Raw genomic sequence first — 21,446 nt, 5'->3', positions numbered from 1 at the left:
ACAAACTACAAACTGAAAAAAGCTATAAATACTTATCCAACACGTCCGACATAATTTTACGAGCTACAGGGGCAGCGGCTTTACTACCGCCTCCGCCATGATCAATAAAGACGGTAACGGAATAACTAGGATCGTGATAAGGAGCGAAGCCTAGGAACAAGGCATGATTACGCCTCTCCCAAGCAATAGATTTACGGCTTAAATCATCTTTAGCATTTAGTTTGCCTTGCACCTGCGAAGTACCGGTTTTACCAGCGAGCTGCCTATTTTTGCCTAAAATTCTATTATAATACGCCGTACCTCCCGCAACATTAACGGTATTATACAAACTTTCTTGGATTATTGTGATATTTTCGGGCTTAATATTGACATTATAAAATTCCGGATCATTTTTTAATATTCTAGGCGTATACAGTTTACCGTTACTTGCAATAGCCGTAATAAACCTTGCAAGCTGTATCGGCGTTACCCCTAGAAACCCCTGTCCGATTGCTAAATTAAAACTATCTCCTATTGACCAAGGAAGCTTTAATTTTTTCTTTTTCCACTCTTTTGACGGTACAAACCCGCTACTTTCAGGAGCTAAATCAATACCGGTTTTTGAGCCGAGGCCAAATTCTCTTGCAACTTCAAGAATTTTATCCGGACCTACTGCTCTTGCTAATTCATACATATAAATATTACAAGAATGCTTTAAAGCAGACCTCATATCTAACGTTCCGTGTCCGCTATGATTCCAACATCTAAAGCTATTAGTACCAAGAGCAGCGCTACCGTCGCAAAAAACGGTTCTATTAGGATTAATGCCTACTTCAAGGGCTGCAAGTACGGTAATTATTTTAAAAACCGAGCCTGGAGGATAAGAATTTTGTATTACCTTATTAATTAAAGGCTTATAAGGATCACTCATTAAACTTTGCCAATAATTTTCCGATAATTTACTGAAATGATTTGATTCAAAACCCGGGGTGGAAGCACAAATTAGTACATTTCCAGTTTTAGTATCCATAACTATTGCCGAAGAACCTTTAGGATTTAAATATTGCTGGATATTTTGCTGAAGAGACGCATCGATATTTAAATGCAGATCTTCACCCGATTTAGTAGGGGTCCCGGCTATTTCTCTTACCTGCTTACCGTAAGCGTTTACTTCAACTTTTTTATAACCAAATGCTCCTCGTAGTTTGTTATCGTAATATTTTTCAATACCGGATTTACCGATATTAAAATCGCTTAAACTATGTATATTTAATTCCTGCTTCTCTTGCTCATTTATTTGACCAAGATAACCGATTAAATGAGAAGTAAAGCTTGAAAAAGGATAAAACCTTAAATAACCTATATCAATAAATATTGAAGCGAGTTTATGCTTTTGTTCTTCAATCATTGATACCTGCTGCCAATCAAGCTGATCAAATATTATTAAAGGAGTGTGGCGACTAGATTTTTTAATTTTGTGCTTAATATAATTATATTTTTCCGGAGATAAATTTAGAATATTACTAATTATTTCTAATTCATCCCTATAATTATTATTAATGCTCCTATCTATTACTAGCTGATAACATGGTTTATTAGTAGCTAAAATATTGCCGTCTAAATCGTAAATTCTTCCTCTAGTCGGTGGAAGTACAACGAAATTAATACGATTCTTATCCGATAAAGTCTTATATTCTTCGCTTTTAATAAGCTGTAAATAAAACATTCTTATTCCAAGCAACGATAAAAATCCGAGTTTACCTAATCCGATTATAAAGGCTCTTCGTGAAATTAACTCACCATGTAGTATTTTCTTATTTAGCATACTTTTTAAAGTAATTCATAGGAGAGGCAAGTATAAGACGAATTATACTATAAGAAAATATAGTTGTTAAAAATTGAAAGAAAATTATTAAATATCCGTCTGCTTCTAGCTTCTTGATTGTTATTAGTAAATATTTAAAATTCAATATAAATAAACAATAAACGCAAAAAATAATGAAATTTATTAAATAGTTTTTAGCTACAAAATATTTTGAAGATAATTTATAAATCGTATATGCCGATAAAAAAACTAGCGAATTTGTACCGATAGGCATACCGCTTATTTGATCTATAAATAGACCGAGAAAAAATATGCTAAAAATATTTAAGGAATATAATGACATAAAATAATAAATAAATATAATTTCCATCGCCGGAAAGATTCTGCTTTGAATACTTATTTTATAACTCACTAACGGAAATAATATTATAAAAAAACATAGCAAAGCAAGCAGCAATTTTAATATTATTTGTAAGCTATTTTTATATATTTCCTGTTTTATCTTTAACATAAATAGTTTTTTGTTATATAGTTTTGTACTGTGTCATACCGTGGCTTGATCGGCAATTAGGTTGTCATCCCACGACTTGATCGCGGGATCTATATAAACAACATTTTGTGTAGTCATTGTTACTGGACCCCGTGGTCAAGCCACGGGATGACAATAGAAAAATCGCAGCCACCCAACGCAACGACCATATCAACCGTATACAAAATATAAATTAATTTTCTATTTTGTACAGTTTTAAAAAATGAATATGGATTCTACAATAACTCACAACAACTAGGGTTAGGTCTTTTATCATTACCGCTAAGCTCTAATTCTTCTTGTTCCTCGGAACTTGTGGATATAAATAGTTGTTTTGATATAATATTATTTATTTGTTGTCGTAGGATCAAAAGACTTAAGCCGTGGGATAGGTATACTAGGTTTATCTGTTATATTTTTATTTTTTGACATAAAAACCTCCTTTTTAGCTTATAAATGCGTCATTGCCAGAAAATTTAGGCTTTTTGTTGCACAGATCGTTTTATGTCATCCCGCATAGGCGGGGATGACATAAAGTAGGTTTTACCGATCTACGCAACAATGCCTGCTCGCAATGACAAAATCTATAATTATTAGGTAATATTTTAACTTTCTTCCTCACTTTGTTCTATCGGTTCTAAACCATATAAAGATATCATACGTTCAAATACTCTACCGGCAGTAGGGGCAGCCGTCCAGCTTGCGGTTGCAAAGCCAAAGCTTTCTTTAGTCGGTTTCGGCTCATCAAATCTAATAAAAATAATATATTGCGGGTTAGATGCAGGCAGTATACCTAAAAACGATGACGCTCTACTATTTTTTAGATACTTCTTTTTTCCCCCTGCCCCTTGTGAAAGTTTTTCTGCCGTACCGGTCTTACCGCCGATAAGATAGCCTTTGACCTCTGCTCTTTTACCGTTACCTTCTTTTACTACCGATCTAAATAATTTCTTCATTTGGGTAGAGGTATTTTCACTAAAAACTTTTGTACCTATTACTTTTTCATCCTTTCTTTTTAATAAAGTAAGATCATATAAAGTACCGCCGTTAACAACCGGTAACATTGCTCTAACAAAATGCAAAGGGCTAATCGAAATGCCGTAGCCGTACGACATAGTAACACTCGTTAACTCATTCCATCTTTTCTCGGAAGGAAATAACGGAGTACCTCGTTCAGGTAATTCTATTTGTAACTGATCTAATAGACCTAATTTCTTTAGGTATTTTTTAAAATTGCTTTTACCGATTTCAAGCATAATTTGACTTGTGCCAATATTTGAAGAATATAGAAAAATCTCAGGTACACTATGCCATCCTTGCCTTGGCGTATAATCCTTAAGCTGGAATCCTCCTACTTTCATATAGCTTATATCATAAGCATCATTCATATTTATTGCACCGGTATCAAAGCCGACTGCCATAGTTAATGCCTTAAACACCGAACCCATTTCGTAAATGCCGAGACTTGCTATATTAAACAGCTCTTCCGGTTTGGCTAAACTCGGATAATGCGGATCAAAATCAGGCTTATTTACTAATGCTAAAATCTCGCCATTATTTGGATCAGCAATAATGCCTACTGCTCCTATGGCCTTAAATTGCTTTAAAGTTTTATCAAGCTCCTCACTTAAAATACTTTGTAATCTGATATCAATAGATAATTGAAGCGATTCTTTCCGATTCTTTGGTTCGTTTAATTCATAATCAGAATTAGTTAAATACTTATCATAAGCGAGCTCTAAGCCACTAAGCCCTACCAAGTCTCTACCTACATAACCGACAACATGCGACAATAAATTAGAAAAGGTATAAATTCGTTTCTGCTCTTCTTCAAATTCAAAACCAAGTAACCCAAGGCTAGTTATCTTTTCTTGCTGACTAGGTAGTAAATCCCTTTTTACCCATATAAAGCTTTTATTTGACTTAAGTTCTGCAAGTAATTTAGCTTTATTAATATCAGGTAGAATTGCTGCTAGCTTTTTTACAGAAGTTTCAGGATCAAGTACTATTTGTGGATTAGCAAATAATGAGGCAGAAGGTAGGTTCACTGCTAATAAATTACCGTTTCGATCCACTATTTCTTTTCTAAATTGATGATTTTTTTTAAAGGAATTAATATTTTTATCGTAAACATTCGTAGCAACGATTATCAATCTGTAAGATAAAGTACAAAAAAGAAAAGAAAAGCCACAAATAACCATTAATAATCGGATTTTTGTATTTTTACTACAAACATTCCAAATTATTAGACTTTTAATTGCAGGTTTCCATTTTTCCAAAATTTGTTTCATATGTTATTTATGGTGTTTCAAACACTAATATTTCCGCAATCCTTATGTCATTCCAGCGAAAGCGGGAATCCAGTACTTTAAAACCTTTTCAAAACTTGATTTGAAAAGTAAAAAATCTTTGAAATCCAGATTTTTTGAAAAGCTCGATTTATCTCGCTTGACCCTAGATTCCCGCCTACGCGGGAATGACATCGAACGCTTTTTCCAAGCCATGCAACAATCCTACCAAGATACGAAGATCAACTTCAAAAAGAGCAAGGAATCCACAAGACGAGGCATGGAGTGTATACTTAATACGTGAGTACCGCAGTACTTGTAGGATGACGTAGCCAATTTTTGAAGTTCATCGAGTATCCTTCACTCTACTCGAAACAGTCTGTATATACTTACTATTTGTAATTCTTTTGTAACGCCATTTACTACTCTTGGAAATACTAATATTATGATTAAATTTAATATTTTGATCGATATTTGGCCCTAACGGATCTTTTATCATTTGATAAGATTTAACTGTTTCTAATTTTAAATAAGCCGCCGCAAGTTTTTCCAATCTAGCTGGCAAAAGTAGATAAGCTTGCTCTGCTTTTAAAATATGAATATTATTATTCTCACTATTTATCTGTTTTACAACGCTACTTAATTGATAATCAAGAGTTGCGACTCGCTCCTTTATGCTAAACAAACTACATATTGCTATAATTGTTATCAATAATGTTAAATAGTGAAGCTTTCTTATACTCATAATTAATTACTCATATATCGCTTTTGCTGCTCGAAGTTTTGCCGATCTCGCTCTAATATTTAGCCCTACTTCTTTATCTGACGGTGCTAGAGCTTTGTTAGTAATAATCTTAAGCCATTTATTTGGATCAATCGTCATGTCGTCTTTAGCATATTTTGATCTTACTACCGGCTTTTCCGAATTTTCTTTAAAGAAATTCTTAACTATCCTATCTTCTAAAGAGTGAAAAGACACCACAACTAAACGTCCGTCTTTCTTTAATATATTTTTTACATTCACTAAAAACTGCTCTAACTCCCCAAGCTCATCGTTTACATAAATCCTAATGGCTTGAAAGGTTTTAGTTGCAGGATCAATTTTGCCTTTTCTAAATCCTATACTACTTCTAACAATCTCGGCTAACTTGCCTGTACTATCAATTCTCGCCGTTTTTCTATATTCTACAATTCTCTTAGCAATTCTTCGTGAAAAGCTCTCATCTCCGTATTTGTAAATTACGTCAGCTAGCTCTTTTTCTTCTGCCGTATTGACAAACTCCTCGGCACTAAGTCCTTGCCTGCTCATACGCATATCGAGTGGTCCGTCATGCAAAAATGAAAATCCTCTATCTGCTATATCTAACTGCATTGATGAAACGCCTAAATCCAGCACTATCCCATCAAATTTTTTTTCCTTAAGCTTTGCAAAACTATCCGCAAAATTCGTTTCTACAAAATCAAATCTCTCACCATAATTTTGCTGAATTTCTTCGGCTCTTTTAATCACGTTTGGATCACGATCCAAGGCTGTGACATAACAGTTACAGCTTTCTAATATTGCTTTGCTATATCCTCCTGCTCCAAACGTACAATCTAAATAAGACTCACCGTCTTTTGGGCTTAAGGCCTCTAACATTTCATTTAGCATTACAGGCACGTGAGATTGCATCATTAATGAGCATTCCTTAGAGTTAACCGCTTTTCATGAGCAATTTTTTGAGCGGCATTTAAATATTTCTCAAAATTCTGCGGCTGCCAAATCTCAAAAATCACCCCTTTACCTACAAAACATGCTTGCTCTTCAATTCCTGCATGCTTCATTAAAGATTGCGGCAATATAACTCTTCCCTCCCCATCAAAGGCAAGTTGTACAGCTTCCCCGAATATCATAGTCTCAAACGCATCACGCTCCTCGGAATAAGGATCAAGCGTCTCTATCATCTGCCTTAATTTCTCGATATGCGAAATACCGCACGCCTCTATACAATTATTCCTAATCGACGGATAAGCAATTACACCGTTAAATAATTCTTTCCCTAGTACCGCACGGTAATTCGCCGGCACCGACACCCTACTCTTTTTATCAACACCATTTACATACTTAGATAAAAATACATTCATTGGTATAATTTGGGTTAATTTGGGATTTAATGGAAAATTATAGGATATTATAGGAATATCAAGGAGTCAAGGGTTTTTAACAAGGATGAGTTAAATATATTATTAGTATTTTAGAATGGATTCCGCGATCAAGTTGCAGGATGACACAGGGGAAATTGATCCACACAACAACGCCATACAGGAATGACATCGCACCACACAACAAAGCTTAATCCAATGATTTTATGGATTTTTTTTAAGTGATTTTCACCTTGAAAATTCATATTATTTAATATATTAATTTAAGGTAAATGATTATAGTAATTTTATGGCTAAAGTTAGAGAAATAGAAGCGAACATGGCTACTCTAATAACAGAACAAACATCTTCTTATGATACAGGTATGGTGTCTGGATGTTACCTTACTAGAGCAGACGACACCCTAACTCCTATTTACTTCTTCCAATTTTATTCCTAGCATTAGTTTATCGGCCATTCAAGAAGTAGTACTGATATCTTCATCTTCTGCACAAGACTCCGGCTACATTACACTAGATAAACTATTCGAACAGTTTCACATCACTTACGGAGCATATTCTTTTTACCAATCCAAGTGTTTTCAAACCGCTCAACTAAAACATCTTATAACAAAGGCTTTAGATCAAGGTGATGATATCAATATTCAAGATTCGTTTAATCATACAGTTATACATAAGGCTATTTACTGCAAACTTTATGATATAGCTGAATTTTTACTAGAAAAAGGAGCTTCAACAGAGTTAAAAGATTTAGATGGATATACACCTCTTCAATTAGTTATTCATGAAGGCTACACAGAAATGGTTAAATTACTAATAATATATGGAGCAGATCATCGAGATAAAAAACTAATAGAATTAGTACTCGATGATAAACCTGAATTAAAAAGCTTTTTTAAGCCTTGCAATAGCGTCTCAAAATAATAATTCCTAGCACAATAGATAATTCTCTTGTTACCACTACAGATATAGAAAAATTAAATGATACTACAAATTTCTATACCGGTTCAAGAATATCTAAAATTGTTGTAGTTGCTGATGAAAATCCTGAAGAGTTGGGACTTGAATTAGCTGGTGAAGTACATGAATAGGTTTCTTAAACATATTCAATAATGACCTATAGAACTATTTTAATATAGGTTAATTTAAAAAATATTGACTTATTAATTTTTATTATGTTTTATTGGAAATAATTATTGATTAATGTTAATAATGATTTTTTTTACATAAATAAAGGTTAATTATGCCACAACTTAAAATAGGTATTTTTAAAATACATAAATATTGTAAAAATATAAAAACTACAACTCAATCAAACGCTAACTATCCCCTAAAGAAAAAAACTACTGAAAAAAAATTAAACTCCACGGTAAAATATATAAATATGATCCCAACCAAGATATTTGGACACCGGATACTGAACTTCTTGGAACAGATTATGACACATAATTATAAATCTAGCATTCTTGACTAAATATATATTGTGAACAAATTATAAGTTTGAGCTTTAAAATCTAATTTATGTTTAATTTACCTATTGATAATATTATCGTATTCATATACCTAATATCTATTCTACTTATTGGTATATATTACCGAGCTAAACATAGTAGTTTTAAGAACTATGCAAATGTTGAAAGGAAAGCGCAAAATAGTAAGCTGTTATTAATAGCTACGATATTTGCAAGTTCTGTCGGAGGCGCTACCACTTTCGGCATTATGGAAAAGGCTTTTTTGGGGCATGAATATTATGCTTACGCTCTTATACTTACAATACCTATAGATATATTAATTGCAATCTATATAGTGCCTTTAATTGCCAAACATTACGGAGCTGAAAGCATCGGCGATATCCTGAGTACATATTATGGTAATATAGGTCGTTTTATCGGAGGGGTTAGTTCGGTTATCGTTTCAGTGGGGTTTTTGGCTGCTCAAATAAGCGTAAGTGGCTATATTTTTCAATATATCTTAGAAATAAATTATATAAATGGGGTAATTTTAAGTTATAGTATAGTACTTATATATACTACAATAGGCGGTTTACAATCTATTGTTTTTACTAATTTACTACAATTTTTGGCGATGATAATCGCTATACCAACCATAACTTTTATCAGTTTAAATAAAATCGGTTTTGTAGATTTTATTAATAACCTACCTACGGAAAATGCAAATTTTGATCAGAGCAACCTACTTTCTTATACAATTGCAGCAGCTTTAAGCTTTAGCGTCATGAATCTATATCCTACATTTATTCAAAGAGCTTTAATTAATAAAAATCCTACGCAAACAACTAAAGCAATATATGCAAAGTCCGCTATATATTTTTTCTTCTTGATTTGCATTACTTTAAATGGTTTAATTGCTTATAAGCTTTATCCAAACCAACCGTCAAATTTAGTATTACCTTATTTAATCAACCAAATCATCCCGACTTTAATTCAAGGGATAGTAATGAGCGGACTCTTAGCTGCCGTTATGTCTACTGCTGATTCTGATTTAAACGTTACTTCTATAGCTATTGTTAAAGATATAATCAATCCTATTTTTAAGGTTAAAAATCAGCAAAAATTATTATTAATTGCTCGAATTATTAACGTTATAATAGGAAGTTTTGCAATAATTGTAGCTTTAAAATTTAGTAATGTAATTGACTTAGTAGTATTCTTCACTGGTTTCTGGGGACCGGTAATATTAGTACCGTTAATAACAACGCTTTTTGGTATCAGAACATCTAAAACTATAATGGTCTTATCATCACTTGGCGGAGCAGCTACCTTCTTAATATGGGAATATTATTCTTTATCGTTGCAATATTTTAACCTTAGAGGAGTGTTTATAGGGATGATAATGAGTCTTGTGATATTTATTCTAGGATGGTGGTATTCTAATTTCATTACGAGGAAAGTCATATAAAATATATTATATATTTACTTGAAGTTTTAAATAATTTAATATATTAACTCAAGGTTAATAATTGAATTATGAGGATTTTATGTCTAAGCAAAATAGTATTGAAGGAAAATATAGCATAATAATTCCTATGTGAGGACGAGAATGGGAGAATAAAATTTAAGCTTAGTTCACGTGATGACGTTAATGGCAGCACTTTAGCTGATATAGCTACGTATTCAGAAAATATGCGTAATATGTATTACTCTACTAAGCAAAAAAATGATGCTGTTAACTCTTTAATGACATGAGCTTTAAATTATTCTATTCATGGTACAATGACTCCATATTATCCTGACTTAACTAAATTTAATATTAATGATTTATCTCAGAATAATGAACCTAAATTAATGGGCGAAGCATGCCAAGAACTTAAAGATCCTATTGAGGATATAAAAAGCTAGCCTTATTGCATAAATCCAGAAACCTGCTCGATATCATTCCTGCAGAAGCGGGAATTCAGTGACAAGTAGGATAAATCGAGCTTTTAATTTTTAAAATTTAGTATGTCTAGACTTTTTAGTAACTGGATTCCCGCCTCCGCGGGAATGACATCGCGACTCATACAACTAGGTTTTTCATGAGTTATAATATTAATTTTTGCTGTGCAAAACATTAAAAATCATCTCAGCAAGCGACTTGTTAATACCATTTACTTTAGCAAGCTCATCTATGGTTGCGTCGCATACTGCTTTATACGAACCGAAATAATGCAGTAATGCTTTTTTACGAGTTTCACCTACGCCCTCTATATCGTCAAGGCTTGATATTTTTATAGCACGTGATCTACCTAGTCTATGATTCTTTATGGCAAAATTATGTGCCTCATCTCGCAAGATTTGTAAATATTTCATAACCGGCAAATTCTTATCTAGAGTAAATACTTCCTTACCTATCACATGGAACCGTTCAAGACCGGCATTTCTCTCTACTCCTTTTAACATACAAACAAAAGGAATATTCATTTCAAATTTATCCATCACCTCTTTAACGACGCCTAAATGCCCTTTGCCGCCGTCTATAATCATTAAGCTTGGCAATTTATGCGGCTCTTGCCTTAACCTTGTAAGCCGCCTTGTTAGGACTTGCCGGAGCATCTCATAATCATCACCTTTTATGTCACCCCCGCAGTTCTTTATGCCATTCCCGCGAAAGCGGGAATCCATTAACCTTTTTGGATCCCCGCTTTCGCGGGGATGACATACGAGAGAGGGAGCATTGACATTAAAAACCCGATATTCTTTTTTATCAAAACCGACTTTACCAGCAACTACCATCACTCCAACCGCAAACTTACCTTGAATATGGCTATTATCATAAATCTCAATTCTTTCAGGAATTTCAGAAAGACCAAATAGCTCTTTAATTTCAAACATAATCTCTTGATTTTTTGCAAATTTCTTCAAATACTGCTCTAGAGAAAATAAAGCATTTGTCTCGGCATTTTGAACTAATTTAGCCTTACCACCTTTATTAGGTACCGTAATATTAAGCTGAAGTATATTGTTGATTTTCTTAATCGCCTCTATCACATTCTCTTTATCATTAATTTCATGATTAATTATAATTGCCGCAGGTACGTGTTGTTTTTGGTAAAATTGTAATAAAAAATATTCTAATACTTCTTCTTTGGTACTATTTGCGGTAGAAGTAGGAAAATAAGGAATATTACCGCATGCTTGCCCTGCCCTATATAAAAACACTTCCACGCAATAATGCCCGTTCTTTTCCACAATAGCGATTATATCTGCGTCTTTAACGACATCTGAAACCCCTGCCTTAAGCTGCACATAACTAAGTGCTTTAATGCGATCTCTAATTTCTGCCGCCTCTTCAAAACGCATCTGACTACTGAGCTCTTCCATCTTTCTAGATAGGTTCTCTTGGAGTTCTTGAGTGCAACCTTGTAAGAAATCTTTAACCTGAGTTACTAAGTCTCTATAGTCTTCCTTGTTTATTTTACCGACGCAAGGAGCATAACAACGTTTTATTTCATATTGTAAGCAAGGGCGAGTACGTGAATTAAAGCAATTATCTGTGCAGGAACGTAATTTAAAAATTTTTTGTAGTTCGGTCAAAGTAGTATTAACTTCCGCACTCGAGGCAAAAGGACCAAAAAACTTCCCGTCACTTAGAGTTTTACCTCGATATTTTAGTAATTGCGGAAAATCATGATCTAAACGTAACTTAATGAAAGGAAAAGACTTGTAGTCCTTAAGAAGAATATTAAATTTCGGCTGAAATTTCTTGATTAGCTGTGCTTCTAAAAGTAGTGCTTCAACTTCGGAATTAGTAATGCTATACTCTAAAAAACAAGTATTTGCAATCATCCGAAGCGTCTTATTATCTAAATCACTTTTAATGTAATTAGTAAGGCGTTTCTTTAAATTTTTAGCTTTACCGACATAGATAACTTGCTTGTTAACGTCAAACATTCGATAAACCCCTGAACGTTCAGGAGCATCTATAAGTTTAGATTTAATTAACTCACTTCCGGTAATTTCTAGGGTCATGTGTATAGTTTCCTATGTCATTCTTAGCTAAAAGCCGGAATCCAGAAAAAATAACCGTAATATTGATATAAAAATTACACATTAAACCTAAAACAACAAGTTTTTTATAGGTTTTACTGGATTCCCGCCTTTGCGGGCATGACATATAAGAGTGAACCATGCAACAATAACCTTCAATTCCCCATTTTATTATACGGATTGTCATTTGCGACTTTAACATTCACTATTTTTCGTGTATTGTCATCAAAGAAAAAGGTTATTTTAAACTCATCTCCTACATTTAAATCTACTTTTGGGTCATAAAGCATAATATGCATGCCACCGGGCTTAAAATCAACATTAATATTACCGGCAATTAAAAATGGATAATCCACTTTTACCATTTTACTAACCCCTTGATCATTAATTGTTTGATGAATTTCTATTCCGCTTATCTTATCTGAAGATATATTCACTAAATTATAACTCTTACTTCTACTATTTATTAATGTAAAATACATAGCAGAATTGCTAACTTTACCTTGCACATTTGTTGTAGGTCTTGCCCAAGGCTGTGCAAAGTGAACGGCTGCCTCTGCAGGTAAATCATCGGACTGATCAGAAGAAGAATTTGTAGAACTAGGATTTTGAGCTGTTTGGTTATCAGCATAGCTTACTGCACACATTAAAGTTATAAAACTAATTAGTAATGTTTTTAGCATAATAATACCCTTAATAAATTAAAATGAAATATTAGCATAAATATAAATCTAGTTTTTTAAAAGATATTTTTTGTACAATTCTTGTGCTAATCTCTCTATAGTATAACGAACTGCGGTTCTGGGCATTTGTAAAGTATAGCGATCCAAAAAATCTATTAATTGTTTTTCATCTTTTTTTCCTGCTTCACGTAGCATCCAACCTACTGCTTTATGCATTAAATCATGTTTATCGTTTAAGAGTAATTTTGCTATTTCAAAAGTCGTATCTAATGTATTATTTTTGATAAAATAACAAGTAGCAACTATAGCTATTCGTCTTTCCCACAGAATTTCCAATTTTTTTAGTGTAAAGAGATAATCCTTTTCTTTATCCTATAAATACCGATTATATGATGAGCTGATGCATCCACTAAATTCCAATTATTTACGTGTTTTATATTGTTTAAATAAAAATTATACAAAAACTCTTTAATCTTATGCTGTCTGATATTGCATAATCAAAATAGCTAACACTAAAAATCTCTCTTCATTAAATTCTGAAGTAATAAGTCGGCTTTAATCATCCATATCCAAATTATAATAACTTTTAGCTATTGTACGTAAAGTCGGCACGGTAACACCAATAAATCGGTCATGCTCTCCATAATCTCCTTCTCTAGTTTTCAAGAATAGCGTTCTACGTTCTACAGGAATAGTAGCATTCTCAAGTAAAATATTTCTAATTTGTTGTACATTTTCTCTCATGTTCAATAAGCCATTTTTTACGATGTAATCCCCCGCCATATCCTCCAAGTTCGCCATTGCTATTAATCATACGATGACAAGGAATAATGATTGCTAACTGATTCATACCGTTAGAATTTGCAACAGCTCTATAAGAAGTAGGGTTGCCCAAAGCTTTAGCCTGATTTAAATAGCTTCGTGTTTCACCGTAAGGTATATTAATTAATTCTTGCCAAACCATTTTTTGAAATGGGCTTCCTAAAAGCTATATAGGCGTATTAAATTTTTGTAAAGTACCGTTAAAGTACAATTGAAGATCCTCTTTAATCATTAAAATCGGTTCAGTGCTTCCAGGAATAATAGCAGATCCTGTCTTAATCCTTAGCCTCTCAATTTCACGCTCCAAACCGCTTCTATCAACAAACTCTAGCAAATAAAGCAATTTTTCATCACTAATTGCCAGCATAGAACCAAGAGGTGTATCTAGCCAAGCCGCTTTTAAAATGCCGGTTAAATTTTGTCGGCGGTCCTCCCATTATTTTAGAGACAGCATCTCGAAAACCGCTACTTGACTCATAACCCATATCAATTTGTGTATTAATGACCGATTCACCCATGCGAATTTGCTTCATCGCAATACCCACATACGCCTTGCTCTCGCATATTCTACAAACGTCATACCGAAACGTTTTTTAAATTGGCGACGTACTGTAGAAGCATCTACTGATAGCTCATCACAATCACTATCTTGCCATCTTTTAGCAGGATTAAGCTCAATAGCATTAACACAAGGGTACAAACTAAATCTGAAGCTTAGCAAGGATGTGAAAGAGGCTTGCACCGCTGACAAGGTCTATATGAAGCATGCAAAGCTTCCTTAGCAGTTTTATAAAATTCACAATTTTCAAATTTAGGTTTCCGTGCAGGACAAGTTGGTCTACAAAATACTCTTGTTGTTTTAACCGCTACAAAAAAGATATTTTCATATCTGTCATCTTTATTAATTAATGTCTGATAATAATATTCTTGTCTTTGAAAGCTTATTAAACATATTAATTTATCCTATAATATAAATTTATAATTATATTATATGAACTTTTTAAAACTCCTGTAACCGAAATTCAGGCATTGATTTTTTATTTAATACTTCTGTCTCTCATGCTCGATAAGCCATTTTTTGCGATCTAGCCCTGAACCATAACCGCCAAGCTCACCGTTATTATTGATGATGCGGTGACACGGAATAATTATAGCAAATTTATTTGCTCCGTTAGCATTTGCAACGGCTCTATAAGATCTTTCCATACCTATTAATTTAGCTTGGGTACAGTAACTTCTTGTTTCACCGTAAGGTACATTCATTAGCTCTTGCCATACTAATTTTTGAAATTCGCTTCCTAAAAGATATATAGGAGTATTAAATTTTTGCAAAGTACCGCTAAAGTAAGATTTAAGCTCCTTTTCAATTGATATAATAGGTCTAGTGCAATCTTCAGTAATAGCCGATTTTGTGTTAATCTTAAGTCTTTTAATTTTATACTCTAATCCTTTACTTTCAACAAAATCGAACAAATAAAGCCTCTCTGTATCACTAATTGCCAGCATAGAACCAAGAGGCGTATCAAGCCAAGCGGATTTTAAACTCATTATTTTACCCTAAATATGATTGCTTAATATTTATAATATTGATTTTTTTATTTAACAATTTTATTTTTTTAAAACTAACAATTTATAGGTAATCACTATGATAAAAGCTCATGTTTTTAAATATTCTCAGGTAATTTTAACCAAGAGGGAACTCGCTATAATAAAATTTAGCGAATACAGCAGACTAAATATATCGGATATTGCTACTATGGCAAAAGAAGAAGAAAAACCTAACGGAATAATAGATCAGTATAAAACCGGTAAAATAACTACCGCAAAATTTCGTAAGAAAATGAATGAGCTTATACAAGAAAAAAACGGTAATCCTATACGAGATAATGAGGTATTTGATAAAGGCTGGAATGCTATGTGAAAAATAGAACCTGAAAAGCTAACAGAGCTATATAACTTACAACAGACGCATAAATTTCATATCCACATTATAGGTAATACAAACGAGTTACAGCATAATTATATTCAACAAAAAATAGAAAAAGCTCCAAATCAATCTACCATTTCTTATACACTTTCATACAAACTTGGTAACTCAGGTGAGAGAGAATTAAAACATTATACAAAACATTTTTTAGCAGCTCGCGATTATGAACCGGTATGGCATATGGAAGCTCAAAATGACTATGACCAAAACGCTTTAGACATATTAGGAAAATATTACGATAATACGACTACAGATATTATATAAATATTGATAGCTTAAAAATTCTACAATAGCGCATTATGCAATAATTCGCTATTTGTGTTATTTAAGCCAGATCATTTAGCTTCATGATCTTTAGCAAAATCAATTAGGCTTTCCACAACATCACTTAAATTTTCATTATTAAAGTCAATCCTTATTTCTTTTTTAACAACATCAAAAAAAAATAATCATCAAGTGAATTTCTCATTTCATTTAAAATGAAAGTGTTTTTTGTCCAATGAACAATTATTTTCTGCTTAATGATGTCATAGGTATCAAGAGCAATTTGAATGGCATTTTCACGCTGATTTTGATCTTTTCGATTCTGTAGAAGCTAAGTGATTTGCTATAAAAAGCTATTATTGTTTTGTTAGTGCCGAGTTCACTTGGCACATCATTTTTAAATTCAGCTCTTATTTTTTTAACTCTATTTACAAGATCACTATCCGATAAACGTTTATTACGATGCTGTATTATTTATAAGGGTAGAAAATTTTTGATAAAAGGCAGGATCGATATTGATATAATCCTTAATAGTATCTTGTATTTGATTAGCCATATCCATGACCGTGATATCTGTCCTTTTGATAAATTGTTCAAACATTTCATTGTCAAAAATGTTAACCGCTTCAGTTTTAGTAATATGACCGGCAATAACATGCTCATCAAGCAACTTCATGATTTGAGCGGTATATATTTTTTTATCCGGTTTTTCTTTATAACGCTTTTCCACTATCTATTTAAGCTTATTAAATTTTATTCATATTGTAAATTAACTCGTTCTTTTTCGTCATAAAATTCATAAGAATTAGAAGCTATAGACATCAGATTTTTAAATTTATTCAACAAGAAATAAAACTTATTGCGTATAGCTTCATCGGCTAAATGCTGTTCGAGCTGTTCAGAATCCAAATCGTTAGGCACATTTATAAAAATATTTTTAATTTCTTGTAGTAACGGAAAAAGTACTTTCAATTTATCATCTACAAAAAATATAGCATCTTCTAAATCTTCTCTATCAAAATTGTTTAAACCATAATTTTCATAAAATTGATGTGTTTGTTTTAATTGATTCGATAACCCTACATAGTCAATTATGTAACCGTATTCTTTAGTTTTCCCTTTTTCTTCAAATAGACGATTCGCACGAGCAATTACTTGTAAAAGATTATGCTCTCTTAATTCTTTGCATATGTAAATAACGACATTACGCGGTTCATCAAAACCGGTTAGTAATTTTGAAACTACAATTAAAATTTCAGGATCATCAGAACTTTTAAATTTTTTAATAATTCTATTATTGAATTTTGCTCCATATTGTTCCCTCATGTTTTTTATAAATTTATCTACTTCATTTTTGCTTTCAATATCTTTATAACCGTCCCGGTCATCAGTAGAAGATATAACAACTTCAGAACTTATTTGTCCTATATCATCTAAAATTTTTTTTAAACGAACGGCAATTAATCTAGAAGGAGCTATTAACATACCTTTTAAACCCGTGCCTTTAAACGTTTTTAAATAGTGCGTTAAAATATCAAATGCTTTGGCATAAATAGCTTCCTTTGTTTGAACAAGCATCTTTGAGCGCCTGAATCTTGTTTTCAAAGCTGCTTTTTCTTCTTTATTTAATCCATTAGTAATCATATCAAAATATTTATCAAGCAATGATTCATCTTCAAGATATTGCCGAATAATACGCCCTTCATAAAAAACGGTATAATCATGTTATCTTTTAACGCATCTTTTATAGTATATTTATGAATTAGCCCACCAAACTTTCTCATAGTGTTTTGTTGCTCTTTTAAAAGCGGGGTACCGATAATACTATATAACAAGTGTTAGGCAAAATAGTTCGCATGTTATCTGCTAAATCACCGTATTGAGTACGATGACCTTCGTCAATAAGAGCCAAGATCGTATCGTTAGAATCTTTACAATAATCTTCAAGAACTATTTTAAATTTATTAATTACCGTAGTTATAATAGATACCTGCTAATTAATTTAATTAGCTCTGCCGATGTAGTTGCAAGTTTAGGTTCAAGTCCACAAGCTTTAAAAGTACTTTCGATTTGTCCGTCAAGTTCAATTCTACCAGTTATAATTATGATACGTGGACTCGCAAGATTAGCGGATTTTAGTAGACATTTGGCAATCATTACCATTGTTAAAGATTTGCCCGTACCTTGCGTGTGCCATATTACCCCACCTTTTCTAATGTTATGCTTTTCACGTTCTCCTATCCTTTTGATAGTTGCATGCGTACCGAAAAATTGATGATGACGAGCTATGTTTCTTACATCATTATCAAAAACACAAAAATTTTTAACTAAATCAAGTCATCTTTCAGGACGACATAGAGCATAAAGTACTTTATCTTGCTCGGTAGTTTCTACGCTACCTGCTAATTGTTGTTTATCAAAATAATTTCTACAAGTAGCAAAATCACCGGCCTAAAGAAGATTAGTTATATTATCACCTACAGTAACGCCAAGCCAACTATCAAGACCCATGCTTGCTGCTCCCTTTGCATTTATATTTTTTGTTGTACCACTCATATTATGTCCTTATTTTTTTGTTAATTTATAAGAAAATAATATTAATAAGTAATAAGTTGTATTTAATAATTTATTATTCTCTTCACTGCTATCATTACTGAGTGCTAGCAAAGCTTCGTGTATTTCTTTCTCAAGTAAATAGTAACCTAAGCTTTTGAGTATGTAGATTATTGTTTTTGCCTAGATTCTGTTGTTGTACTTCCTATAACCAATAGTAGGTACAGAATATTTTTTTAGCAAGACATGGAGCGAAAATTAAAACAACAGGAACATTCAAAGTTTTTACTAAATTTCAAAAAGCCTTGAAATCCTTATCGGAAGTGGTGGAGGCAAAGGGAATCGAACCCTTGACCCTCTGCGTGCAAAGCAGATGCTCTACCCCTAAGCTATGCCCCCGATTATTTATTGGCAAGGTTTTTGGAAGTGAAAATATTAAGATAAGCTTTTAACTAATCCCCAAGGTAATGGCTGACCATTGCTCCCTGCGACTAAATCTCCGGAAGATTCATATTCGGCAGCTAGAAAAGACTTTTGAGCAGCAATAAACTTGACCGGTTTGATTTTCTGACCGTTATGAAAATATTCTTTAGCCTGTTCCCTAGAAGTCGGGTTATTTTTAGAAGCTGTTTTTGCTTTAGACATATACTATTAACTTTTTCTTAAACTTGTGGAGAATATAAAACTTTTTCCTAAACTTGTCAATAACTACCGTATCGATAAATAGACATTGCCTAGCAAAAGTTGATAATTTGAAGTTTACGTCATTGCGAGGAAATTGCATAGCAATTGACGAAGCAATCTAGTAAAATGCGTAGCATTTTTATTATTTTTCTGGATTGCCACGCTCCTTTCAGTCGCTCGCAATGACGATTTGGTATCCATGCAACAGGAGCCTACAGCCGCTTACAATGACGGTATCAACGATTTCTAGGTCAATGCCTATAAATATGTTAAGATATCTCAAAACATCATTATTCTTCCGTTATTACTTCACTTTCACCGACGAATGCTGTTTTAAATTCTACTATTTCTGATATCGTTTTTCCATCATATATACTAAACCCTACTCCTTTAAATTCTACTTTTGCGTTGATATCAGCACCATAGATACTAACAGCTTATATATTTCATCATCCTTATTAATATCTTTAGAAGTACATCGAACGTTTTGAGCAACCGCATGCAAAGGTATTCCTCCGGATTTTCTTTGATCCACCTCAGCTCCGTTCTTAAGTAATAGTTTTGCTACATTAAAGTGCTTACTACTTCATATAAAGGTGATCCTAGCCAAACTCCATCGTTCCCGTTTACTGCAGCGCCTTTTGATATTAGATATTCTGCTACTTTCCGTGACGTGCGGCTGAATTTCAAGGAGTATCCTTCAAAATATCACTACACATATTAACATTTGCTTTTTTTTCTTCAACTAACCATTTAGCAACTTTTAGTGCATTATTTGTAGATGCCGAAAATAGTTCAGTAGTAGATACTGCACGTAATTCATTAAAACTCCTTACTACGCCCACTTTATCAAGAAAAATAGACTCTTTTAAAACATTTTCAAAGCTACATCTACATTGTTTTACATAATGTGCTATATCTTGCACTACTCTATTTGACTTTAGCAACAGAGTTACATTACTATTTAATAGTTCTTTTATCATATTCTACTTATTTATACTTTGTATTTCTTAAAGGTGATAAAGATCTCATGGTCATTCCTGCAAAAGGCTTGCTTGGATACCCAAATCGTCATTGAGAGCAGCCGTAGGCTGCGTAGCAATCTTATGAAATAATAACAAACTCCTGAGATTGCTTTGTCAATTGCTATGCAATTTCCTCGCAATGACGATTAGGAAGTCACGCAGACAATACTGAGAACTCCTACTGATTAATCCTTGCCGTGCAGATTCTTTCGGTGATTGCTTTCAACTTTTCTACTCTATCGATTAAATAAAGCAGCTGTTCTTTTGTAATTTTATAGTTTTTATCATATCTTGCGTCAACATAAGCTTTTTGAAGTAACTCAAAACATTCTTTTTGCTCAGGAGTTGCTATAGGAAATACCTGCAATAGCTCACTATTATAATTTTCTGCCATACTCCCTAATTCTTCTATATCATGCAATTTAGGTTTGTAATTGGCAAAAACTAACAAGATGCTACTGTAAAAACTCTCCGTAGCTTGATGAAGATAAAAAGCACTTTTATTTAATTCGCCTCTTTCAAATGGATATTTGCAATCAATCAAAAACCCGAATCCACTTCTAAACCATTCTTCATAGTAATCTTTAGCAATTTCTTGCATCTCGCTCCAAGGAAAATCTTTAGCTTCGCTAAGTGTACATTCCTTGCTATCATATAAAAGCATGTTTTCTTTTTTTATATCCGTATAAAAATAACGCCCTTTTTCTAACTGCCTGTTTACTTCATCTATTAATTCAAGAATTATTGATATTCGTGAGTCATATGGGATAATTTGAGGCTTTATTACTCCTGTCTTTTTTAATTTGGTATAATTATTGTATCTTTTAATCTTAAAGCAGTATATCCTTTATATTTACCTTTCTTCAGAATTATCAAAATATCGGTATCGCTATGGTAACCGTTAGGTAGATCACGCACCCAATCACCTCTTGCAAAAACGCCATACAAGATAATCATAGCGATTTTATCTTGTGCAATATCTAGAATTTGCTGCACTATAAAATTAAGCCTAGCTTGGATTTTTAGAGAACGCTGAGGTAAAGTGGTTTTCATTATAATACCCTACAATTTTTAAAAAGGTTGTATTGTCTTAAGAATTAATGGCTCGTTTTATGTCATTCCGCGAAGGCAGGAATCCAGAAAATATAAAAATCTCGAAGAATTTTTACTTTTTCTAAAA

26 protein-coding genes, 1 tRNA gene and 6 pseudogenes are annotated in these 21,446 nt (G+C 32.8%); 6 read left to right on the top strand and 27 right to left on the bottom strand.

Translation table 11 applies throughout. The features are described 5' to 3' along the window. Positions 1-22 precede the first annotated feature (22 nt). The 7 genes and pseudogenes from mrdA to mraZ form a co-directional block, all read right to left on the bottom strand. Positions 23-1,804: a penicillin-binding protein 2 gene (gene mrdA, locus A3305_RS07360; RefSeq protein WP_014392371.1), complete on the bottom strand. Its 1,782-nt coding sequence runs from the start codon at positions 1,802-1,804 to the stop codon at positions 23-25. Next, positions 1,794-2,315 (bottom strand): hypothetical protein, encoded by a 522-nt coding sequence (locus tag A3305_RS07355; RefSeq protein WP_014392370.1) that lies wholly within the window; start codon positions 2,313-2,315, stop codon positions 1,794-1,796. The genes mrdA and A3305_RS07355 overlap by 11 nt, the downstream gene beginning before the upstream one ends. A 254-nt stretch (positions 2,316-2,569) precedes the next feature. After that, positions 2,570-2,765: pseudogene (locus A3305_RS11665) on the bottom strand (hypothetical protein). Positions 2,766-2,938: 173 nt separating this feature from the next. Continuing rightward, entirely contained in the window at positions 2,939-4,624 is a 1,686-nt protein-coding gene (locus tag A3305_RS07345; protein ID WP_014392369.1) for a peptidoglycan D,D-transpeptidase FtsI family protein, read from the bottom strand. A 343-nt stretch (positions 4,625-4,967) separates the two neighbouring features. Continuing rightward, entirely contained in the window at positions 4,968-5,366 is a 399-nt protein-coding gene (locus A3305_RS07340) for a hypothetical protein (RefSeq protein ID WP_014392368.1), read from the bottom strand. A gap of 6 nt (positions 5,367-5,372) precedes the next feature. Continuing rightward, positions 5,373-6,296, bottom strand: coding sequence for a 16S rRNA (cytosine(1402)-N(4))-methyltransferase RsmH (gene rsmH, locus A3305_RS07335; protein ID WP_014392367.1), 924 nt, complete (start codon positions 6,294-6,296; stop codon positions 5,373-5,375). Then, the gene (gene mraZ, locus A3305_RS07330) at positions 6,296-6,745 is read right to left on the bottom strand and encodes a division/cell wall cluster transcriptional repressor MraZ (RefSeq protein WP_014392366.1); all 450 of its coding nucleotides are present in this window, start codon (positions 6,743-6,745) and stop codon (positions 6,296-6,298) included. Before mraZ ends, rsmH begins: the two co-directional genes overlap by 1 nt. A gap of 307 nt (positions 6,746-7,052) precedes the next feature. Between mraZ and A3305_RS10880 the strand changes: the two genes are divergently transcribed. From A3305_RS10880 to A3305_RS11305, 5 genes and pseudogenes are all read left to right on the top strand, one after another. Beyond that, positions 7,053-7,202, top strand: coding sequence for a hypothetical protein (locus tag A3305_RS10880; protein ID WP_226983914.1), 150 nt, complete (start codon positions 7,053-7,055; stop codon positions 7,200-7,202). Next, a pseudogene (locus A3305_RS11660) lies at positions 7,195-7,560 on the top strand (ankyrin repeat domain-containing protein); the annotation flags it as partial. The gene A3305_RS10880 and the pseudogene A3305_RS11660, both read left to right, overlap by 8 nt. Before the next feature lie 3 nt (positions 7,561-7,563). Next, entirely contained in the window at positions 7,564-7,686 is a 123-nt protein-coding gene (locus A3305_RS11310) for a hypothetical protein (protein ID WP_264357816.1), read from the top strand. A 597-nt stretch (positions 7,687-8,283) separates the two neighbouring features. Continuing rightward, positions 8,284-9,681 carry a sodium:solute symporter gene (locus A3305_RS07315; protein ID WP_014392364.1) on the top strand — a complete coding sequence of 466 codons (1,398 nt, stop codon included), beginning with the start codon at positions 8,284-8,286 and terminating at the stop codon, positions 9,679-9,681. A 314-nt stretch (positions 9,682-9,995) separates the two neighbouring features. Continuing rightward, positions 9,996-10,121 (top strand): hypothetical protein, encoded by a 126-nt coding sequence (locus A3305_RS11305; protein WP_014392363.1) that lies wholly within the window; start codon positions 9,996-9,998, stop codon positions 10,119-10,121. A gap of 189 nt (positions 10,122-10,310) precedes the next feature. Here the strand turns inward: A3305_RS11305 and uvrC are convergent, their stop codons facing one another. From uvrC to A3305_RS07270, 9 genes and pseudogenes are all read right to left on the bottom strand, one after another. After that, positions 10,311-12,230 carry an excinuclease ABC subunit UvrC gene (uvrC, locus tag A3305_RS07305; protein ID WP_014392362.1) on the bottom strand — a complete coding sequence of 640 codons (1,920 nt, stop codon included), beginning with the start codon at positions 12,228-12,230 and terminating at the stop codon, positions 10,311-10,313. 173 nt (positions 12,231-12,403) lie between these two features. After that, positions 12,404-12,931, bottom strand: coding sequence for a copper chaperone PCu(A)C (locus A3305_RS07300; protein WP_014392361.1), 528 nt, complete (start codon positions 12,929-12,931; stop codon positions 12,404-12,406). A 48-nt stretch (positions 12,932-12,979) separates the two neighbouring features. Further along, a pseudogene (locus tag A3305_RS07295) lies at positions 12,980-13,477 on the bottom strand (DNA alkylation repair protein). Positions 13,478-13,486: 9 nt separating this feature from the next. Further along, a complete protein-coding gene (locus A3305_RS07290; RefSeq protein ID WP_014392359.1) occupies positions 13,487-13,675 on the bottom strand; it encodes a DNA alkylation repair protein in 189 nt (62 codons plus the stop codon). Beyond that, positions 13,650-14,120, bottom strand: a pseudogene (locus A3305_RS07285) (methylated-DNA--[protein]-cysteine S-methyltransferase). The gene A3305_RS07290 and the pseudogene A3305_RS07285 overlap by 26 nt, the downstream one beginning before the upstream one ends. Beyond that, complete coding sequence (locus A3305_RS10870; RefSeq protein WP_226983913.1) at positions 14,107-14,286, bottom strand: hypothetical protein; 180 nt, start codon at positions 14,284-14,286, stop codon at positions 14,107-14,109. Before A3305_RS10870 ends, A3305_RS07285 begins: the two are co-directional and overlap by 14 nt. Next, positions 14,283-14,453 (bottom strand): hypothetical protein, encoded by a 171-nt coding sequence (locus A3305_RS09085; RefSeq protein ID WP_155845525.1) that lies wholly within the window; start codon positions 14,451-14,453, stop codon positions 14,283-14,285. The genes A3305_RS10870 and A3305_RS09085 overlap by 4 nt, the downstream gene beginning before the upstream one ends. A gap of 14 nt (positions 14,454-14,467) precedes the next feature. Beyond that, entirely contained in the window at positions 14,468-14,632 is a 165-nt protein-coding gene (locus A3305_RS07275) for an Ada metal-binding domain-containing protein (RefSeq protein WP_231289130.1), read from the bottom strand. A 162-nt stretch (positions 14,633-14,794) separates the two neighbouring features. Continuing rightward, positions 14,795-15,301, bottom strand: a complete 507-nt coding sequence (locus A3305_RS07270) for a methylated-DNA--[protein]-cysteine S-methyltransferase (protein ID WP_014392358.1) — start codon at positions 15,299-15,301, stop codon at positions 14,795-14,797. Between the two features lie 292 nt (positions 15,302-15,593). On the opposite strand from A3305_RS07270, the pseudogene A3305_RS11655 reads away from it, so the two are divergent. Beyond that, positions 15,594-15,782: pseudogene (locus A3305_RS11655) on the top strand (hypothetical protein); the annotation flags it as partial. Positions 15,783-16,461: 679 nt separating this feature from the next. Here the strand turns inward: A3305_RS11655 and A3305_RS10860 are convergent. The 11 genes and pseudogenes from A3305_RS10860 to A3305_RS09670 all read right to left on the bottom strand — a co-directional run bounded on the left by A3305_RS10860 (position 16,462) and on the right by A3305_RS09670 (position 21,319). Next, entirely contained in the window at positions 16,462-16,734 is a 273-nt protein-coding gene (locus A3305_RS10860) for a hypothetical protein (RefSeq protein WP_226983912.1), read from the bottom strand. A gap of 23 nt (positions 16,735-16,757) precedes the next feature. After that, complete coding sequence (locus tag A3305_RS11905; RefSeq protein WP_226983911.1) at positions 16,758-17,648, bottom strand: UvrB domain 3-containing protein; 891 nt, start codon at positions 17,646-17,648, stop codon at positions 16,758-16,760. Beyond that, complete coding sequence (locus A3305_RS11900) at positions 17,645-17,788, bottom strand: hypothetical protein (protein WP_156138022.1); 144 nt, start codon at positions 17,786-17,788, stop codon at positions 17,645-17,647. Before A3305_RS11900 ends, A3305_RS11905 begins: the two co-directional genes overlap by 4 nt. 17 nt (positions 17,789-17,805) lie before the next feature. Next, on the bottom strand, positions 17,806-17,958 hold the full coding sequence (locus A3305_RS11895) for a hypothetical protein (protein WP_373604503.1): 153 nt from the start codon (positions 17,956-17,958) through the stop codon (positions 17,806-17,808). A gap of 23 nt (positions 17,959-17,981) precedes the next feature. Then, positions 17,982-18,293 (bottom strand): DEAD/DEAH box helicase family protein, encoded by a 312-nt coding sequence (locus tag A3305_RS07245; protein ID WP_081120936.1) that lies wholly within the window; start codon positions 18,291-18,293, stop codon positions 17,982-17,984. Between the two features lie 588 nt (positions 18,294-18,881). Beyond that, positions 18,882-18,956, bottom strand: a tRNA-Ala gene (locus A3305_RS07240). 36 nt (positions 18,957-18,992) lie between these two features. Next, positions 18,993-19,202 (bottom strand): hypothetical protein, encoded by a 210-nt coding sequence (locus A3305_RS07235; protein ID WP_014392353.1) that lies wholly within the window; start codon positions 19,200-19,202, stop codon positions 18,993-18,995. A 329-nt stretch (positions 19,203-19,531) separates the two neighbouring features. Beyond that, a pseudogene (locus A3305_RS11645) lies at positions 19,532-19,776 on the bottom strand (hypothetical protein). 151 nt (positions 19,777-19,927) lie between these two features. Beyond that, positions 19,928-20,224: a hypothetical protein gene (locus tag A3305_RS07225; RefSeq protein ID WP_014392350.1), complete on the bottom strand. Its 297-nt coding sequence runs from the start codon at positions 20,222-20,224 to the stop codon at positions 19,928-19,930. A gap of 220 nt (positions 20,225-20,444) precedes the next feature. Further along, on the bottom strand, positions 20,445-20,930 hold the full coding sequence (locus A3305_RS09675) for a HEPN domain-containing protein (RefSeq protein ID WP_226983910.1): 486 nt from the start codon (positions 20,928-20,930) through the stop codon (positions 20,445-20,447). 134 nt (positions 20,931-21,064) lie between these two features. Continuing rightward, the gene (locus A3305_RS09670; RefSeq protein ID WP_196796007.1) at positions 21,065-21,319 is read right to left on the bottom strand and encodes a hypothetical protein; all 255 of its coding nucleotides are present in this window, start codon (positions 21,317-21,319) and stop codon (positions 21,065-21,067) included. Between the last annotated feature and the right edge of the window lie 127 nt (positions 21,320-21,446).

Source organism: Rickettsia amblyommatis (assembly GCF_002078335.1).
In the GTDB taxonomy this organism is placed as follows: domain Bacteria; phylum Pseudomonadota; class Alphaproteobacteria; order Rickettsiales; family Rickettsiaceae; genus Rickettsia; species Rickettsia rickettsii.
The sequence above is the reverse complement of the archived record's forward strand: the minus strand, read 5'-3'. Positions and strand labels throughout refer to the sequence as shown.

Coding starts and splice junctions, on each gene's coding strand:
- mrdA (WP_014392371.1), bottom strand. CDS start 1,804: ATGCTAAATAAGAAAATACTACATGGTGAGTTAATTTCACGAAGAGCC.
- A3305_RS07355 (WP_014392370.1), bottom strand. CDS start 2,315: ATGTTAAAGATAAAACAGGAAATATATAAAAATAGCTTACAAATAATA.
- A3305_RS07345 (WP_014392369.1), bottom strand. CDS start 4,624: ATGAAACAAATTTTGGAAAAATGGAAACCTGCAATTAAAAGTCTAATA.
- A3305_RS07340 (WP_014392368.1), bottom strand. CDS start 5,366: ATGAGTATAAGAAAGCTTCACTATTTAACATTATTGATAACAATTATA.
- rsmH (WP_014392367.1), bottom strand. CDS start 6,296: ATGATGCAATCTCACGTGCCTGTAATGCTAAATGAAATGTTAGAGGCC.
- mraZ (WP_014392366.1), bottom strand. CDS start 6,745: ATGAATGTATTTTTATCTAAGTATGTAAATGGTGTTGATAAAAAGAGT.
- A3305_RS10880 (WP_226983914.1), top strand. CDS start 7,053: ATGGCTAAAGTTAGAGAAATAGAAGCGAACATGGCTACTCTAATAACA.
- A3305_RS11310 (WP_264357816.1), top strand. CDS start 7,564: ATGGTTAAATTACTAATAATATATGGAGCAGATCATCGAGATAAAAAA.
- A3305_RS07315 (WP_014392364.1), top strand. CDS start 8,284: ATGTTTAATTTACCTATTGATAATATTATCGTATTCATATACCTAATA.
- A3305_RS11305 (WP_014392363.1), top strand. CDS start 9,996: ATGACTCCATATTATCCTGACTTAACTAAATTTAATATTAATGATTTA.
- uvrC (WP_014392362.1), bottom strand. CDS start 12,230: ATGACCCTAGAAATTACCGGAAGTGAGTTAATTAAATCTAAACTTATA.
- A3305_RS07300 (WP_014392361.1), bottom strand. CDS start 12,931: ATGCTAAAAACATTACTAATTAGTTTTATAACTTTAATGTGTGCAGTA.
- A3305_RS07290 (WP_014392359.1), bottom strand. CDS start 13,675: ATGAGAGAAAATGTACAACAAATTAGAAATATTTTACTTGAGAATGCT.
- A3305_RS10870 (WP_226983913.1), bottom strand. CDS start 14,286: ATGAAGCAAATTCGCATGGGTGAATCGGTCATTAATACACAAATTGAT.
- A3305_RS07270 (WP_014392358.1), bottom strand. CDS start 15,301: ATGAGTTTAAAATCCGCTTGGCTTGATACGCCTCTTGGTTCTATGCTG.
- A3305_RS11905 (WP_226983911.1), bottom strand. CDS start 17,648: ATGATTACTAATGGATTAAATAAAGAAGAAAAAGCAGCTTTGAAAACA.
- A3305_RS11900 (WP_156138022.1), bottom strand. CDS start 17,788: ATGAGAAAGTTTGGTGGGCTAATTCATAAATATACTATAAAAGATGCG.
- A3305_RS07235 (WP_014392353.1), bottom strand. CDS start 19,202: ATGTCTAAAGCAAAAACAGCTTCTAAAAATAACCCGACTTCTAGGGAA.
- A3305_RS07225 (WP_014392350.1), bottom strand. CDS start 20,224: ATGATAAAAGAACTATTAAATAGTAATGTAACTCTGTTGCTAAAGTCA.
- A3305_RS09675 (WP_226983910.1), bottom strand. CDS start 20,930: ATGCTTTTATATGATAGCAAGGAATGTACACTTAGCGAAGCTAAAGAT.
- A3305_RS09670 (WP_196796007.1), bottom strand. CDS start 21,319: ATGAAAACCACTTTACCTCAGCGTTCTCTAAAAATCCAAGCTAGGCTT.